Genomic DNA, 14502 nt, shown 5'->3' with positions numbered 1-14502 from the left:
GCATCCGACAGTCTGAATTCCGCGGCTCGGTAGCAGTTGGGGGGCTTCCCGCAGTCCATACCGATTGCTTAATAGAGTTATTTCATTCGTAGCCGCTTCATACCTCTCTTATCCTCAGCGATCCATGCATTGATTTGCCCGCGTGTGAACTCGCGTGGCGGTGGAAGAGGGGTGCCGGTATCGCACAATTGCTTAACGAGGAATCGAAGCAATTCTTGTTTGCCTTCGCGTGACAGGGAGTCTACGGCGGCTTTCATTTCAGCAAGTGTAGTCAATTTTATACGATACCCGCATTAATCACGGGCGGGACGCCCGTGCTCCTTTAGCGCTCGATCGTTACCGGAATTCCGCAGAGTACTGCGGTGCCGGAGGGGACATCGAGGCACATCTCGTCGCTTAGTAGGTTGCTGTTTACGCCGGCGTGACCGCTTGCGACAGCCATTGCTGCGCCGTCGGCGTTGTGGCCCCAGCCGTGGGGGGCGCTGACGGTGCCGGGCATGATGGCGTCGGTGATTTCGATGGGGATGCGGATTTCGCCGGCGCGGGACCTTACGTTTGCTTGCGCGCCGTTTGTGAGTTGGAGGTCGCGGGCGTCGTCAGGATGCATTTGGAGCGTGCAGCGCGGTTTGCCCGAGACGAGCATCGGCAAGTTGTGCATCCACGAATTGTTCGATCGCACTTCGCGCCGGCCGATGAGCACGAAGCCGTTCGTGTCGTCGGTCAGCCTCTGTTCGAGGCGCGCGATATCCGCGATGATGACGTCCGGCGCGAGTTCAATTTTGCCGGACTTGGTGCGCAGCACCTCGGGGATGCGCGGTTCGAGCGGGCCGAGGTCGAGTCCATGCGGGTTCGCAGCGACGCGATCGAGCGTGAGCCCGTTCGGATTCGCGCCGAAGCCCTCGCCGTATGGGCCTGTGCGCAACATAAAATCAAGCAGGCGATCGGGACCGCGCCGCGCACTGAGCGCGGCGAGAATTTCGTCTGTGTCGCGACCGCTGATGTTCGAAGTGCTCTCCCCCACTTCGCGCTGAATCAACGTCATGAGCACCATGTCGTCGAGGAGTTTCGTGTCGGCATTGGCGCCCATCCCGCTGACGACGCCAACCAGGCGGAGTATCGTGTCCCACTCTTCGGGTTGGCCGTCCGGGATTGGAAACACCGGCGGCGAATAGCGCGCGGCGTTGCGTACGGCGAGTTGGCCAAACGCGAGGTCGTAGTGCGAAACCTCGAGCGGTGACGGTCCCGGCAGAATGACGTTGGCGTGGCGCGTCGTTTCGTTGAGGTAGACGTCGAGGCTAATCATGAACTCGAGCGAATCCAGCGCCTTGGCGAGGCGCGCACCGTTCGGCGTACTCAGGACTGGATTGCCCGCGACGGTGATGAGGGCGCGGATTTGACCGTCGCCGGGCGTTTCGATTTCTTCCGCGAGACAGGCGACGGGCAATTCGCCGAAGATTTCGTTTGCGCCGCGCACGCGGCTTTTCCAGCGTCCGACTTTCGCGCCGCGGCCGACTCCAGGCGTGCCTTTCGTATTACCGGGGCCGATGGCGGCCTTGGGGAACATCGCCCCGCCCGCGCGATCGAGGTTGCCGGTGATGATATGAATGACGTCCGGCAACCAGTTGGCGATCGTTCCGAATTCTTGCGTGCAGGTGCCGATGCGGGCGTAGACGGTTGCGCTGGGCGCTTTCGCGATTTCGCGCGCGATGCGGCGAATGGTGTCTGCGTCAATACCACAGCGCGGAGCGACACGTTCCGGCGTGAACGCCATCGCGACATGGCGGACTTCGTCAATGCCCGTTGTCCATTGATCCAGCCGGTCCGGATTGATTAATCCATCTTCGAACAGCGTGTGCACGATCGCGAACAAGAAGTACGCGTCCGTGCCGGGGCGAATGAAGTGGTGTTCGTCGGCGGCTTCGGCGGTCTTCGTGCGGCGCGGATCGATGACGACAACTTTGCCACCGCGCTGGCGAAGGCGGCGGAGACGTCCCGGGAAGTTTGGCGCGGTCATCATGCTGCCGTTGGACACGAGCGGGTTTGCGCCGAGGATGAGCATGTAGTGCGTGCGATCGATGTCGGGAATCGGCACGCTCAGGCCCGTGCCGAACATCAGCGCGGAGGCCAATTGCTTCGGAAACTGATCGACGGTGCTTGCGGAAAAGACGTTGCGAGTTCCGAGCGCTTTCACTAACGCGGGGAGATAGGCCGTGAGGGCGATATTGTGGACGATGGGGTTTCCGAGATAGATGCCCACGCTATCTGAGCCGTGCTGTTCGCGAATGTTTGTGAGACGTTCATCGATATGGGCGAACGCTTCGTCCCACGTCGCTTCGCGAAAGACGTTGCCGTCGCGAATCCGCGGCGAACGCAGCCGGTCCGGGTCTGCATCGAGTTCGGCGAGCGCCGCGCCTTTCGGGCAGATATAGCCTTCGCTGAATGCATCCGCGGCGTCACCTTCGATGCGCGTGACACGACGGCCCTCGGTATCAATCTGCAACCCGCAGGTCGCTTCGCACAGAGGACAAATGCGGAGATGTGACGGCATGAGGCACCTCGCCGATCATGTCTGGAGTGGACTCAGTATACCGAAGGGTGCGTGGACTTGCCATCGCCCTTCGAAACCACCGGATTAAAGGTCCTCAAGCGGCACACCCCGGCCCTCGCGCACGCTCCTTCTCGCCGCGTCGATTCGGGTGAGAAATCGGGGATCGTTTTCGAGCCGATAGTCGAACCAATCGTCTTCGGAAGCGAATCCTATAAGTACCCCCGCCGGCTTCCCATGTCGCGTAATGACGATTTTTTCCTTCTCGGCCAAGCGCAGGAATTTCGACAAATCGTCTTTCACTTCGGATAGCGCTACTTTCTTCATCAAGGTTCTCCCATCTCGGCGAGCCAGCGTTGTGCATCCGGCTTGGCGAGGATAGCGAGTACGTGCACCCGGTATCCTTCAATATCGTAAAACACTCGAACGTCGTCGATCCGAAGCCGAAACTGTGGCTTGGAAATCCCTTCCAGGCGTTTGATTCGGCTCTTACTAACTCGCGACGGTGCGTACCGCAAGTGCCGCTCGATGCCGTCCTTCACAGCAGACCGGATATTTGCGGGCAACCGTCGGAGATCGTCGACTGCCTCCGAGGCGAGAATGATCTCGTACTTCATTCTAGCTATATTCTAGCCAGATTCGAGAGGGTGATCAAGGGGAGATTCTATCGGCGCGGTCCCAATCCGTATTCGGGAAGCTTTGGTTGTTTGAATTCGCCGGCGAGGGCGCGGGCGATCCAGGATTGGGCTTCTTGATCGGGTTCGTTTTGTTGGGCGTATTGAAGCACTTCTTTCGCTTGTGGTCCGCCAATTTGGCCCAGGGCGCAGGCGACAACACCGCGAAGTTTGGGGTCAGCGTCACGGTAGAGTAGTTGCGCGAGATTCGGAACGACGCGCGGGTCGCCGAACTGGCTGGCGATATAGACGCATTGGTAGCGTTGCGCGAAGGGGCGCGAGATGTCGGCAGCGATGTTCAGCGCGTCGGCGATAATTTTGTCGCGCGCGGTGGAGGTGGCTTCGTTCGCTTTTAGGATGACCGCCCACATGCCGGCAAAATCGTGATACCCCGCTTCGGGGTTGCCGATGCGATTGATGAAATACGCTACGTCGTGCGACGCGATAAACTCCTTCGTGTACATGCCGGGTTGGAGTTTCTCCGCCGGCTCGCCGGTGATGACAGCAAGCGTTTCTTCGTGCCGTTGCTCTCTCGCGAGATCCGCGGGCGTTTTGCCGGCCAAGTCGCGAATGGTTGAGTCGGCGCCATGTTGCATCAGCGTTTGCGCCGTGCCGTTGTGCCCGTTTTGCGCCGCGTAATGCAGCGGGGTCATGCCGCCGCTGTCGCGCGCATTGGGGTCCGCGCCGGCCGCAAGCAGCCTGGTGACTTCTTCCAGGTGTCCGCCAGCCGACGCGGCGTGAAGCGCGGTCTTATGGTCTACCGGCGTTTCTTTTGCCGGAATGGCCACGGTTTGCGTTCGGTTCCACGCGAAGTACCCGACGAACAGCGCCACAGGAAATGCGATGATTGCCGCCAGAATCGCCGTCGCGAGAATCTTCCAGACAGCAACGTTACGATTGGATTGCGGAATTGGCACGGGGGTTGTCGGTTCAACCCAAGGGTCCCTGCCCGCATCTGCTCCCAGTTGTCGCCACGAGAAGGCGACTTCCTCGGGCGAGCCCATGCCCGCGACCACGCGCTTGGCGTCGTCGATCGTGATGACGACTTGGGGAGCGTTCTGCGCCTGTTCGTGGATATGCCGCTGGAGGTCTTCGACCACTTCGTGCGCGTCCGCACCGCCGCCTTCGAGGAGCACCCTTACTTGGCGAAGGTAGCGATCAGTGTACGCTTTGGCTTCGTCGGTCCAAGTTTTCATTTCCGGTCACTCCTGTTTCGCTGTAACTTGTCTGAGAGATTTGCGCCGTGCTTTACGGTCCAGCTCCCGGCTGGGTTCCGTTTCCGCGGAGCGATTCGATTCCTCTGGCCAGTTCGTCCCAGTGGGCGTTCATCATTGCCCAGCAGCGGCGTCCTTCCGGGGTCAGGGCGTAGTACTTCCGGGCCGGGCCATTGGGGGATTCTTCGAGGCGCGTGACGACCAGCCCGACTTTGCGCATGCGTGAGAGCAAGGGATAGACAGAGCCGTCGGCAATGGCAAGTCCGGGCTGCGCGGTAAGACGCTTTACGAGGTCATAACCGTATAACTCTTGCTGGGAAAGCATGTTAAGAATGCAGAACTCGACGAGTCCTTTTCGGAGCTGGGTGCTCCAGTTGTCGATGTTGAACGTGTCTGGATCATTCATGAGACGGATACACTTCGTCTGCTTCGCGCTATAGCTTATCATAAGCTATATAGCTTTGCAATATAGCTGTCGAAGACCTGGGGAAACAGATAGGGCGCTGGATTGGTACCCCGCGCGTCGGTAGCGAAAAAATGTCAAACCGCGCAGAAAGGATGCAATAGAGAAAGGGAGCCGTCGATGTGAGATTGGGGGTGGAGTCGCCTTAAACAAAAAGGGCGGCCTTTAAGCCGCCCCGTGGAGAGATGTGATGTCGTTGGGATGCCGCCGTTACGGAAGAATCTCCGGCGCGGTGTCGGGTTCGAATTTCTGGTGGCAGTCGTTGCAGGTCTTGATGAGGGCCGTAGTCTTGGTCTGAACGTCGGCGAAGTCTTTCTTCGCGGCGGCATCCGCCAATGCGAGACCGGCCTTCTTCATGGCGTCGGCCATGGGATCCCATTCGGGAGTGTTTTCGTGTTCGCCTTCGCGCAGCATGGTGAGGATGGCGACTTCGGCGGTGGCTTCGCCTTGGTCTTGTATCACGCGCCAGCCTTTGGGCGTGGTGGGAGCTTCCTTAATGGCGCCCTTTAAAGTCTCCATGATTGGATCGGAGAACACTTTCATAAGGCGATCCGTCTTCATGACCGGCGCGGTAGGCGGCGCGTCCTGCGCGAAGACCCACTGCGTGGAAACAAGGCCAAGCGCGAGGAGCGCGCACATGCAGACAAACGCAAACCACTTCATTGATACAGCCTCCATGGGTAATTCGGGTAAAAACCAAAGGGGAGAGAGTAACCCCAGGATAAATCCATCGTCAAATTGAGGGAGGCGGCGGGGAATTTTGGATTTTGGATTTTGGATTTTGGATCAGGAGGAACCACTTTAGCTGGCCCCAGGCGAGGGGAATTTTCGCGGCGTAGCAGTGGACGGCGTAGCCGACGGCGATGGGAAGCGAGTGGCCTTTGCGCCAGGTTCTTATCGTGAGGCGAATCAGAATAAGTCCTATAAGTCCTATAAGACCTATCTTCAGCCAAAGCGGTGCGACTATGAGCGTGGCGAGAAGAATGAGGTACGCGCCCGCCCACGCGAAGTTTCGGAGGACGTTGGGTTTCCAGAAGGGATCACTGGTGTTCCAGCAGCGGGATGCGATCTCGATGTAGGCGCGGCCGGTAGTGGTGCAGCGTTTCCAGTAGTCGCCAAGGCCGCGGAAGCCGAGATCGTGTTTGGCCATGCGCTTGGCGAGATACCAGACTTTGTGAGCGGTCTCGTTGCGGATACGCCAGCACAGGAGCGGCTCTTCGCCGGTGCTGACGTCTTCGGGGAAGCGGCCGGCCTTCTCGAACACGTCGCGACGATACATGGCCGCGCCGCCGCAGGTGTCCACTTCGCCTTCGCGCGGGTTCCAATCGATTTGGAGCACGCGAAAGAAGAAAGACGTGTTGGCCTCCTCGAGCGCGCCGGATACCACGGCGACGTCCGGGCGCAGATCGAGGAATGCCATGGCGAGCGCGGGCCATTCGGGATCGAGGTACATGTCGCCGTCGATAAATTGGATGTACTTGCCGCGTGCGTGCGCTGCGCCGAGGTTCCGGTTTTCCGCGGCGCGGCGTCGCTTGTCTCCACCGAGGACGCGAACGCCGGGGACGCTGCGCGCTTCGGTGAGGCTGTTGTCTTGCGAGCCGCCGTCTACGTAAAGGATTTCGTAACGCGCGCCGGGCAGGCGAATCGCGCGTACAGATTCCAGGCACGCGCGAATGTGTGCGCCTTCGTTATAGCCAATGACGACGAACGACAAGTCGGGCGAGTCGTCGGTCATTTTGTTTTCAGGCTTTCGTCTTCGAGTGCGCGCCAGAGGTACCACGAGGCAATTGTGCGGTAGGGACGCCAGCCGTTCCGTTCGGCGACGGACTCCATTTGGGCTGCGGTGGGCGTGCCGCTAAGGCCATAGTGCCTTTGGAAGGCGTTGCGGATTCCGAGGTCGCCGACGGGCAGTACGTCGAGCCGGCACAGCGAGAACATGAGGAACATGTGCGCGGTCCACACGCCGATGCCCTTGACTTCCGTGAGCATGGCGACAATCTCGTCGTCGCCCATGCGGGAGAGACGGTTCAGCTTGAGCGACCCGTCCTGCAACCTTGCGGCGAGGTCTTTCACGAAAGTTACTTTTCCGTTCGACATGCCTGTGGCGCGCAGGACGGCGTCGGGTGTGGCGAGAATCCGATCGGGCCTCGGAAAGCCGTTCGGGCCGTAAACCGCGCGGAACCGGTTGATGATGGTCTCGGCCGCCTTGCCGCTGAGCTGCTGCGAGATTATCGCGCGCACGAGGATTTCGTAGTACCCCCGGTGGGGACGCAACGCGCAGGGCCCGTTGCGGCGGATCACACCGCGGAGAAACGGATCGCGGCGAGAAAGGTGCCTCTCCCCCACTCGCAACGCGTTAGCGATTTCCGACTGATTGGATTGGGTTGCCATTCCTGTTCCTGCTCGTGTTCGTGCCAGCAATCGTAATCGCAATCGTAGTCGAAGATCATCTGCGATACGTTTTTGGAGTATGTGGACGCGATGGAGTCTGAAACGCGGCGCTCAGTTTATTCTCGCTTGGTCTCGGTCATCAGTTCTTGTACACTTGCGCGCTGAACGTGTGGAGGTTGCTTTGTTGACCGTATTGACTGTTGCGTTGGCCGTGGCCGCGCTGTATCTGGGTGTAATCTCGGCGTATTTGTTGCTGCTTACGATTGGATCGTACCTGTGGAGTAAGAAGGTAGACGCGACTGCGCCACCGCTTCGTATTGCGGTGCTGTGTCCGGCGCACAACGAAGAGCTGCAAATCGAGAATACGGTTGCACAACTGCTTGCGTCCGACTACGCGTCCGACCGGTTCGATGTGTTCGTGATTGCCGACAACTGCACGGACGCGACGGCGAAGCGCGCGCGCAAGTCGGGCGCGACGGTGTTCGAGCGAACGGACAAAGTCCTGCGCGGGAAGGGCCAGGCGCTGGACTGGTGTTTGAAGTCGCACGCCGATGCATTTCGCGGATATGACGCGATCATGCTGGTCGACGCGGATGCCACGGTCAATTCGAGATTTCTCGCGGAGGTGTCGGCGAGTCTGTCGCATCCCGACGTAAGGGTCGTGCAGGCGTGGAATGGTGTTTCGAATCCCGATGCGGGGTGGCGCACGGCGCTGACGTGGGCGGGGTTTGCCCTGATCAATGGTTTGCGCCCCGCGGGGCGAAGTTATTGGGGCGGCACGGCGGACATCAAGGGGTGCGGCATGGCGTTCCGTTCGGACGTGCTGTTGTCGTATGGCTGGCCCGCGTATTCGATTGTAGAAGACATCGAATTCTCGATTCGATTGTTGATCGACGGAATTCTCGTCTACTTCAATCCGGACGCGGCGGTTATTTCCGAGATGCCGACGACGACGGCGCAGGCGGAACCGCAACGCCGCCGGTGGGAGAGCGGGCGACTTCAAACGGTCATCACATACGCGCCGTTGCTGTTGAGGGCGTTTGCGCGATCGCCGCGGTGGCGGTACATCGATATGCTGCTGGAATTGTGCGTGCCGCCGTTGTCGCTGCTGGTGTTCCTGGAACTCGCGTGCGTGGTGGCCGCCATGTTTGCCGGTTGGCAGTGGGTTGTCGCTTTTGCGTTGTGTCTGGCGGCGACGGGCGTCTACGTCGTGGCCGGATTGCGCCAACGAAACGCGCCGCGGGAAGTGTGGATGGGATTGCTCGCGGTGCCGTTGTTTTTGTTTTGGAAGATTCCGTTCTATTTGCGGCTGGTGACGGGAAGGAAGCAGGAGGCGTGGGAACGCACGAAGCGGATCGCGGAGGTGGAACGCGAGCAGCGGGAGAAGTAGCGCGGGGAGATGGGACGCGGGATAGTCGCGGTGTGAGTCAAAGCGGAGCTTTTCGAACGGCGTTCGCGAGCGAGCCGCCGTTGGAGCGCGTTCCCAACTGGAAAGTTGGGAACGAGAGCAAGAGTGCGTTGAGCTGGACTGGAAAGTTGGGAACGAGAGCTAAAGGACGAAAAGGGGCCGAAGCGACCCAAAGGACAGCGGGCAGGAATCAAAAAGCAATTCGTGTTGGAGAAACGTATCGGCCGGCCCGTTGATGCTATCGGGCCGGCCGATTAGATTCGAATGCGCGACGGTTACTTGATCGAGTCTTTGGCCTGCTTGGCGATGCGGAACTTGAGCACGCGCTTCGCAGGGATTTTGATCGTGGCGCCGGTGGCCGGGTTGCGGCCCATGCGCGCCTTACGGTTTACGACGACAAGTTTGCCGAGGCCGGGAATTGTGAATCCGACTTTGGCTTCCTTGTACGCGAGCGCGGTGAGTTCGCCCAACAGACCGGCCACGTCTTTCTTGCTTAGACCGGACTTGTCGGCGAGCGCGCCGACGATCTGCGACTTGGTCATTGCTTTTTTGCCTGCCATTCTTATCTACCTCCTTCGAGTATTCTTTCCCAGTTCCCCACATCCTCACATCTCGTGAAAACCGGCGGCGCGATAGGCGTCGCCCACGGGTTGATTCGCCACAGGTGGCTGGGAGCCCACCCGGCCCGACGCTTGATCTACAAAGTAACGGGGCTTTTGTCAAGCCCTATTTTCGGGGCTAAAATGAAATTGACCTCCGAATCGCCCTGTATTTACAGGGGTATTCGCCCAGGGAGCATTCGACCGCATGCCGAATTGCGCGCAAATCGTTGTGTCGAAACGCGTTGCATATTGCTTGATCGCCCTGTAAACAGGGCCTAGAATCGCGCTTCGCGGCGGCGCCGCGCGTGGGGAAGAAGTCGATGCGTGGAACAATTCGATGCTCGTAGCGGTACTTGGGGGTGCGGCGGGAAACGTCGCCGCGCTCGACTCTGCGCTGGCCGAGATCGATGATCGGGGTATCCACACCGTGTTGTGCACGGGAAACCTTGCGGTGGGGGACAGTGATGGAAACCGCGTGATTGAACGGCTGCGCGAGCGGCGCGTCACCTGCGTGCAGGGCGAATTCGATCGGTTCGTTGTGCGCGCACTGCGCAAGGCCGACTCGCTTCGGAAGCGCTTGACGGAGGCTGCATTCGAGGCGATCGTCTGCGCGCACGAATCGTTGGCGAGCGAGAACGTCGAGTATCTACGCGCATTGCCGCATCGCCTGACACTTTCGTTTGAAGGGAAGACTATATGTCTTTGCCACGGCAGCGTGACAAGCCAGGGCAATGCGCTGCACGCGGACGATTCGCTCGAGGTCTTCCGGCGACAGAGGGAAGCGGCGAATTGCGACGTAATCGTTTGTGGATCGGACGTCGAAGCGTTTGTGCGGGAAATCGATACGACGCTGTTCGTGAATCCGGGACGAGTGGATGCGGTGATGGGACGCGCAGCATTCGCGGTGATCGATACGGATGGAGTGCCGGCTATTGGGGAGCTTGTGCGCGTTGGGTGTTGAGAATGGGAGTAAAGAGAGCAATGGGCCCACGAATCTGGAGCGATTCATTTTGAGAACACCGTCTGCTTCGTGCTCGTGACCCGTCATCGTACTCGATCCTTTCGAGTATCGAGTGCGAATACGATGACGGGTCACGAGCACGAGCACGCGGTGCGGTCGACCTTGAAATTCTCTAGGAGAGCGACGGCAACAATTCTATGAAGTGTGCCCAATTCTCGAAGATGTGGTCGGCGGTGGTGGTGTTGCGGTAGCGGTCGTGATCGCCGACAAAGAGGCCCGCGCTGGCGCCTACGGCTTTCGCGCCACGAACATCCGTGCCTTCCAGATCGCCGATGTGAAGCAGTTCTGACACCGCCACGCCGAGCGCCTTCGCGGTGCTTTCAAACATCAGCGCTTGCGGCTTCGCGACGCCGACTTCGTCGGAGAACGCCATGTGCCGGAAGTGCCGCGTATACCCATTGCGATCAAGGATTGTGCGCAATGACCTTCCCGGGCTGATTCCTGCGTCGGAGATGATGCCAATGGGAACGCGCGCAGATGCGGCGCGCACGGCATCGAGTCCACCGGCGATAGGGCTCGGCGGGTATTCGAGAATCGCGGCGCCAAAGACGCCCGCGAGTTCGTGCGCAACGTGGCCGGGGATGGAAACGTCGAGCTCTCGCGCGACAATACGAACGGCATCCATGGGGCCGAGCGTCACCTGGTATTGAATGTGGTGTTCGAGGAACTCCCGCTCAGAGGTTAGCAGTGCGTCGCGCACGGCTTCGGGGGCGGCGCCGGTCACGCGGCAGACTGCATTGATGCGAATTCGCCGACGCTCGGCGGGGTCTCGCTGGTCGCTGAAGAGTGTACGCCAAAAATCGAAGGTGATTGCGCGAACCGGCACGGCTAGAACTCCCGGCGGTCTTCTTTGATGCCGTGTTTGGCGATGAGATCGTCCGCGAGCTTCTGCAATTCCTCGGGGAGGTCGCGCGTGCGATGGCGGAGAAAACGCGCGGGCGAACCGACCCAAATCTCGAAGGGCGGGACGTCTTTCGTGACCATCGCGCCAACGCCGATGACGGCGCCTTTGCCGATATGCACGCCTTTTGAGACGTAGGCGCCGCTGCCGATCCACGCGCCTTCTTCGATAACGACCGGCCGGTAGTAGTTCGGCACGTAGCGCCAGTTCGCTTCGGTGCCGTAGATGAGGTGCGTGCCGTCGCGCACGCGGGAGAACTCGCCGAGTCCGACCATGTCGTGAATCTCGATCAATTCGCCGCATTCGACGATGGCATTCCAACTGAGAAGACAGCGGTTACCGATCACGATCTTCGCGCCCTCGCCGGCGCGGAGTTTTACGTCGTCGCGCACGCGGCAGTAGTCGCCGAGTTCGACGTGGCCCTCGACCGTGAGGTCGCGCCCGATAAACCGGCAGCCCTTGCCGAGTTTGGCAAATTTTCGCGAATGGACAAAGTTGCGGTATGCGCGTGTGATTCCATTCATACGCCGGGGATTCTCCTTGATTGCGGAAAACTATTTTAGCAGGCGCGGCCACGCCGGGGGAAATGCGACGCGGATGTGCTCGATGATTCGCATGACACATGCACGCGTTGCGAAATCTGGCGGGCCGTTATTGCCGGTGGCAGACTGTGCACACGACACTACGAGCATGGTACGCTCTCGCTTTCTTGTTTAGACAGACCCAGCGGGCCGCATATGGAATCCATTCCACTCGAACCAATCAGCAAAGTGCTGCTCTTCTTTCATCTGGCGGCGGCGATTGTGGCGCTGGCGAGTTCAGTGCATTTGCTGACGCGGTTCTGGCGCGCGCTCAATGGCGTGTATTTTTCGCAGGCGCAATTGCACGCGAGAATTCTCGCCATATCCTATTCGGTTGCGTTCGTATTGGGCGGACTGGTCTACCCGACATTTCGGATTCGCGTGCGGCATGATTTTCTGGATGCGGCGATTCCGTGGGCGACAGGTTTGTTCGAGATCAAGGAGCTGGGCGCGTCGATCGCGCTCATTCCCGCGATCGGCGTATGGATGCTCGCGCGCAGCATCGATTTTGGAAACAACGAACATCGTCCATACATCGTTGCCTGCATAATTTTTACGGCGTGTGTGCTCGGAGTGCTCGCGTATAACGCGTGGGCGGGCTGGTATTTGGGGACGTTGAAGTCCATTTGAGCATGAATGGAATCCCAAGACGTGACGAACGGTGGCGATGAAGACTGAATCGAGCGGAAATCCCGCATTTGTGTTGTTGACGACCGCTGTTGCGGCGGCGGTGTTTTGCGCGGTGTTTATGTGGAACCCGCCGTCGCCGAGGTTCTATCCGATGGAGCGAGTGTGGCGGATGCCGAGCGAACCGGCATCCGGACCGGCCATGGGGTGGTATGGCCGTACGGGGACGGCGCTGCTCGCAGCGGCCGTCGTTTCCGGTGCGGCGGCGATTGGCCTTCGGACTCGGGCCGCGTCGCGCCGAATCGCCTTGAGTCGATCCGCGGTTTATGCGATTGCGGTCGTTGTCGCGGCGACTCTTGCGTCGTCCTTCGCGGGAATTGCATACGAGCAACGGGCCTGGTTTTCGAAGCCGCCGAGCGTGCCCGAGCCGGACCACGAGTACTGACGGGGGCTTCCCGGGCCGGCACCCGTCGTATCACGGCGTTTTTCAAAGCCTTGCGGCGCATTCCGCGAGTTCACCAGAGCGGCAGGTTGTGCTATAGTTAGCGCCGGTTTTTGCTGTTTTCCGCTTTCTGGATTGGGGGGACGATGGCGGATTCAACGGAGGGGCAAGCTATGCGTCGACGTGAATTCCTTAAGGCTGGCGTGGCGGCGTGCGCCGGGACGAGTCTACTCCCATTTGCAGGCGCACAGGAGGGCGAGGAGGGCCTGCGGGCCAGCGGAATGCCGGCGGCGAAAGCCGATTCCATCATCTATATTTGGCTGCCGGGCGGTGTCGCCCAGACCGACACGTGGGATCCGAAGCAGTTCACGCCATACGCCGCGGGCATGAAGGGAAGCGATATTCGCGGTACCTGCAAGAGCATTTCCACGTCCGCCGATGGCATCATGCTGGGCGAGGGCCTCGGGAACGTCGCGGCAATGATGCACAAAGGTGCGATTCTGCGCACGCTGACGAACGAGACGAAGTTCGGCGCGGTGCATCTGAAGGCGCAGTACTACGCGAAGACCGGCTATCTCTTCCCTGCCGGGTTCAAGGCGCCGAGCCTCGGGGCGATGGTGTCGCGCACGCTCGGGCGCCGCGACAAGAACGTGCCCGCCTACATCGACATCGGACGCGACATCAACACGAGCAACGAAGAGTACCTGTTCATTAACGAATACATGGGCCCCGGTTTCCTCGGCGTGGGCCATGCCCCGTTCATGATTCCGGAACCGGCGGAAGGATTGAAGACGCTGAACGCGGTCGCGGGAATGCACCCGGACCGGCTCGACCGGCGGCAGGCGTATCTGCAGTCCGTAGCCGGGATGTCTGCGCAGGAATTGCGCGACGCGAACGCGGTGAAGGACTACATGCGGGTGATGGAAGACGCGCGCGCGATGATGGACTCGCCGGTGAAGAAGGCGTTCAACTTCCGGCAAGAGGAAAGCGAAGAGACGCTGAATGCTTACGACGTGGGTCACCGGTTCGGATGGAGCTGCCTGCTCGCACGGCGACTGGTTGAAACGGGTGCGCGCTACGTCGAAGTCGAATATCAATATGCGCCGTTCAAGGGCTTCGACATGCACGAGGACGGGCAATCGCGGATGGTGACGATGAAGCAGTACATCGACAGGCCCATCGGCCGGTTGATAAAGGAACTCGACGAACGCGGGTTGCTCGAGCGCACACTGGTCGTTATCGGCACCGAGTTCGGGCGCACGATTGCGGACAAGCCGTCCGCCGGGCAGGAAGCCGAGGGCTTCACGGAAAAATCCACGGGCGAAAACCTCGTCATCGAAAACGAGAAGATGTACGGATTCCATGGACACTTCAGCAGTTGCAACTGCATGCTGTTTTTCGGCGGGGGCATCAGGGGCGGCGCCATTCATGGGAAGACGGCGGATCTTCATCCCATGCTGCCGACCGAGGGCGCGACGAAACTGATTGACGCGTACGCGACGATCTACCACCTGCTTGGGGTGGCGCCGGACGTGTATTACGTGACGGAAGGGCGGCCCGTGTACGTCACGGAACTGGGCAAGGGCAAGCCGATCGATACGCTGATCGCGTAACGGGAAGTTCGGAGTACAGG

Annotated in this window: 16 protein-coding genes; 5 read left to right on the top strand and 11 right to left on the bottom strand. The window is 60.1% G+C overall.

Features of this window, described 5'->3' with window-relative positions:
* Positions 1-322: 322 nt before the first annotated feature.
* From HUU46_20705 to HUU46_20670, 8 genes are all read right to left on the bottom strand, one after another.
* Positions 323-2548: a molybdopterin-dependent oxidoreductase gene (locus tag HUU46_20705; GenBank protein ID NUM56068.1), complete on the bottom strand. Its 2226-nt coding sequence runs from the start codon at positions 2546-2548 to the stop codon at positions 323-325.
* Positions 2549-2632: 84 nt separating this feature from the next.
* Positions 2633-2872 carry a type II toxin-antitoxin system Phd/YefM family antitoxin gene (locus HUU46_20700; GenBank protein NUM56067.1) on the bottom strand — a complete coding sequence of 80 codons (240 nt, stop codon included), beginning with the start codon at positions 2870-2872 and terminating at the stop codon, positions 2633-2635.
* Entirely contained in the window at positions 2872-3162 is a 291-nt protein-coding gene (locus HUU46_20695; protein NUM56066.1) for a type II toxin-antitoxin system RelE/ParE family toxin, read from the bottom strand. The genes HUU46_20700 and HUU46_20695 overlap by 1 nt, the downstream gene beginning before the upstream one ends.
* Positions 3163-3209: 47 nt before the next feature.
* Complete coding sequence (locus HUU46_20690; protein ID NUM56065.1) at positions 3210-4415, bottom strand: ankyrin repeat domain-containing protein; 1206 nt, start codon at positions 4413-4415, stop codon at positions 3210-3212.
* A 52-nt stretch (positions 4416-4467) separates the two neighbouring features.
* The gene (locus tag HUU46_20685; protein NUM56064.1) at positions 4468-4839 is read right to left on the bottom strand and encodes a PadR family transcriptional regulator; all 372 of its coding nucleotides are present in this window, start codon (positions 4837-4839) and stop codon (positions 4468-4470) included.
* Between the two features lie 267 nt (positions 4840-5106).
* Positions 5107-5559, bottom strand: coding sequence for a cytochrome c (locus HUU46_20680; GenBank protein NUM56063.1), 453 nt, complete (start codon positions 5557-5559; stop codon positions 5107-5109).
* A gap of 70 nt (positions 5560-5629) precedes the next feature.
* Entirely contained in the window at positions 5630-6631 is a 1002-nt protein-coding gene (locus HUU46_20675; protein NUM56062.1) for a glycosyltransferase family 2 protein, read from the bottom strand.
* Positions 6628-7287 (bottom strand): DNA-3-methyladenine glycosylase 2 family protein, encoded by a 660-nt coding sequence (locus HUU46_20670; protein NUM56061.1) that lies wholly within the window; start codon positions 7285-7287, stop codon positions 6628-6630. The genes HUU46_20675 and HUU46_20670 overlap by 4 nt, the downstream gene beginning before the upstream one ends.
* Positions 7288-7471: 184 nt before the next feature.
* Here HUU46_20670 and HUU46_20665 point away from each other — a divergent pair, with 184 nt between their 5' ends.
* Entirely contained in the window at positions 7472-8677 is a 1206-nt protein-coding gene (locus HUU46_20665; GenBank protein ID NUM56060.1) for a glycosyltransferase family 2 protein, read from the top strand.
* A 293-nt stretch (positions 8678-8970) separates the two neighbouring features.
* On the opposite strand, the gene HUU46_20660 is transcribed toward HUU46_20665, so the two are convergent.
* Complete coding sequence (locus tag HUU46_20660; GenBank protein ID NUM56059.1) at positions 8971-9255, bottom strand: HU family DNA-binding protein; 285 nt, start codon at positions 9253-9255, stop codon at positions 8971-8973.
* 379 nt (positions 9256-9634) lie between these two features.
* Here HUU46_20660 and HUU46_20655 point away from each other — a divergent pair, with 379 nt between their 5' ends.
* Entirely contained in the window at positions 9635-10258 is a 624-nt protein-coding gene (locus HUU46_20655) for a metallophosphoesterase family protein (protein NUM56058.1), read from the top strand.
* 172 nt (positions 10259-10430) lie between these two features.
* On the opposite strand, the gene HUU46_20650 is transcribed toward HUU46_20655, so the two are convergent.
* Together HUU46_20650 and HUU46_20645 are read right to left on the bottom strand one after the other, a co-directional pair.
* On the bottom strand, positions 10431-11144 hold the full coding sequence (locus tag HUU46_20650) for an HAD family hydrolase (protein ID NUM56057.1): 714 nt from the start codon (positions 11142-11144) through the stop codon (positions 10431-10433).
* A 2-nt stretch (positions 11145-11146) separates the two neighbouring features.
* Positions 11147-11743, bottom strand: coding sequence for an acyltransferase (locus HUU46_20645; protein ID NUM56056.1), 597 nt, complete (start codon positions 11741-11743; stop codon positions 11147-11149).
* A gap of 213 nt (positions 11744-11956) precedes the next feature.
* On the opposite strand from HUU46_20645, the gene HUU46_20640 reads away from it, so the two are divergent.
* From HUU46_20640 to HUU46_20630, 3 genes are all read left to right on the top strand, one after another.
* Complete coding sequence (locus HUU46_20640; protein ID NUM56055.1) at positions 11957-12430, top strand: hypothetical protein; 474 nt, start codon at positions 11957-11959, stop codon at positions 12428-12430.
* 37 nt (positions 12431-12467) lie between these two features.
* Positions 12468-12872, top strand: coding sequence for a hypothetical protein (locus HUU46_20635; protein NUM56054.1), 405 nt, complete (start codon positions 12468-12470; stop codon positions 12870-12872).
* Between the two features lie 170 nt (positions 12873-13042).
* Positions 13043-14482, top strand: a complete 1440-nt coding sequence (locus tag HUU46_20630; GenBank protein ID NUM56053.1) for a DUF1501 domain-containing protein — start codon at positions 13043-13045, stop codon at positions 14480-14482.
* Positions 14483-14502: the final 20 nt, after the last annotated feature.

The organism is Candidatus Hydrogenedentota bacterium, from assembly GCA_013359265.1.
In the GTDB taxonomy this organism is placed as follows: domain Bacteria; phylum Hydrogenedentota; class Hydrogenedentia; order Hydrogenedentales; family SLHB01; genus JABWCD01.
The sequence above is the reverse complement of the archived record's forward strand: the minus strand, read 5'-3'. Positions and strand labels throughout refer to the sequence as shown.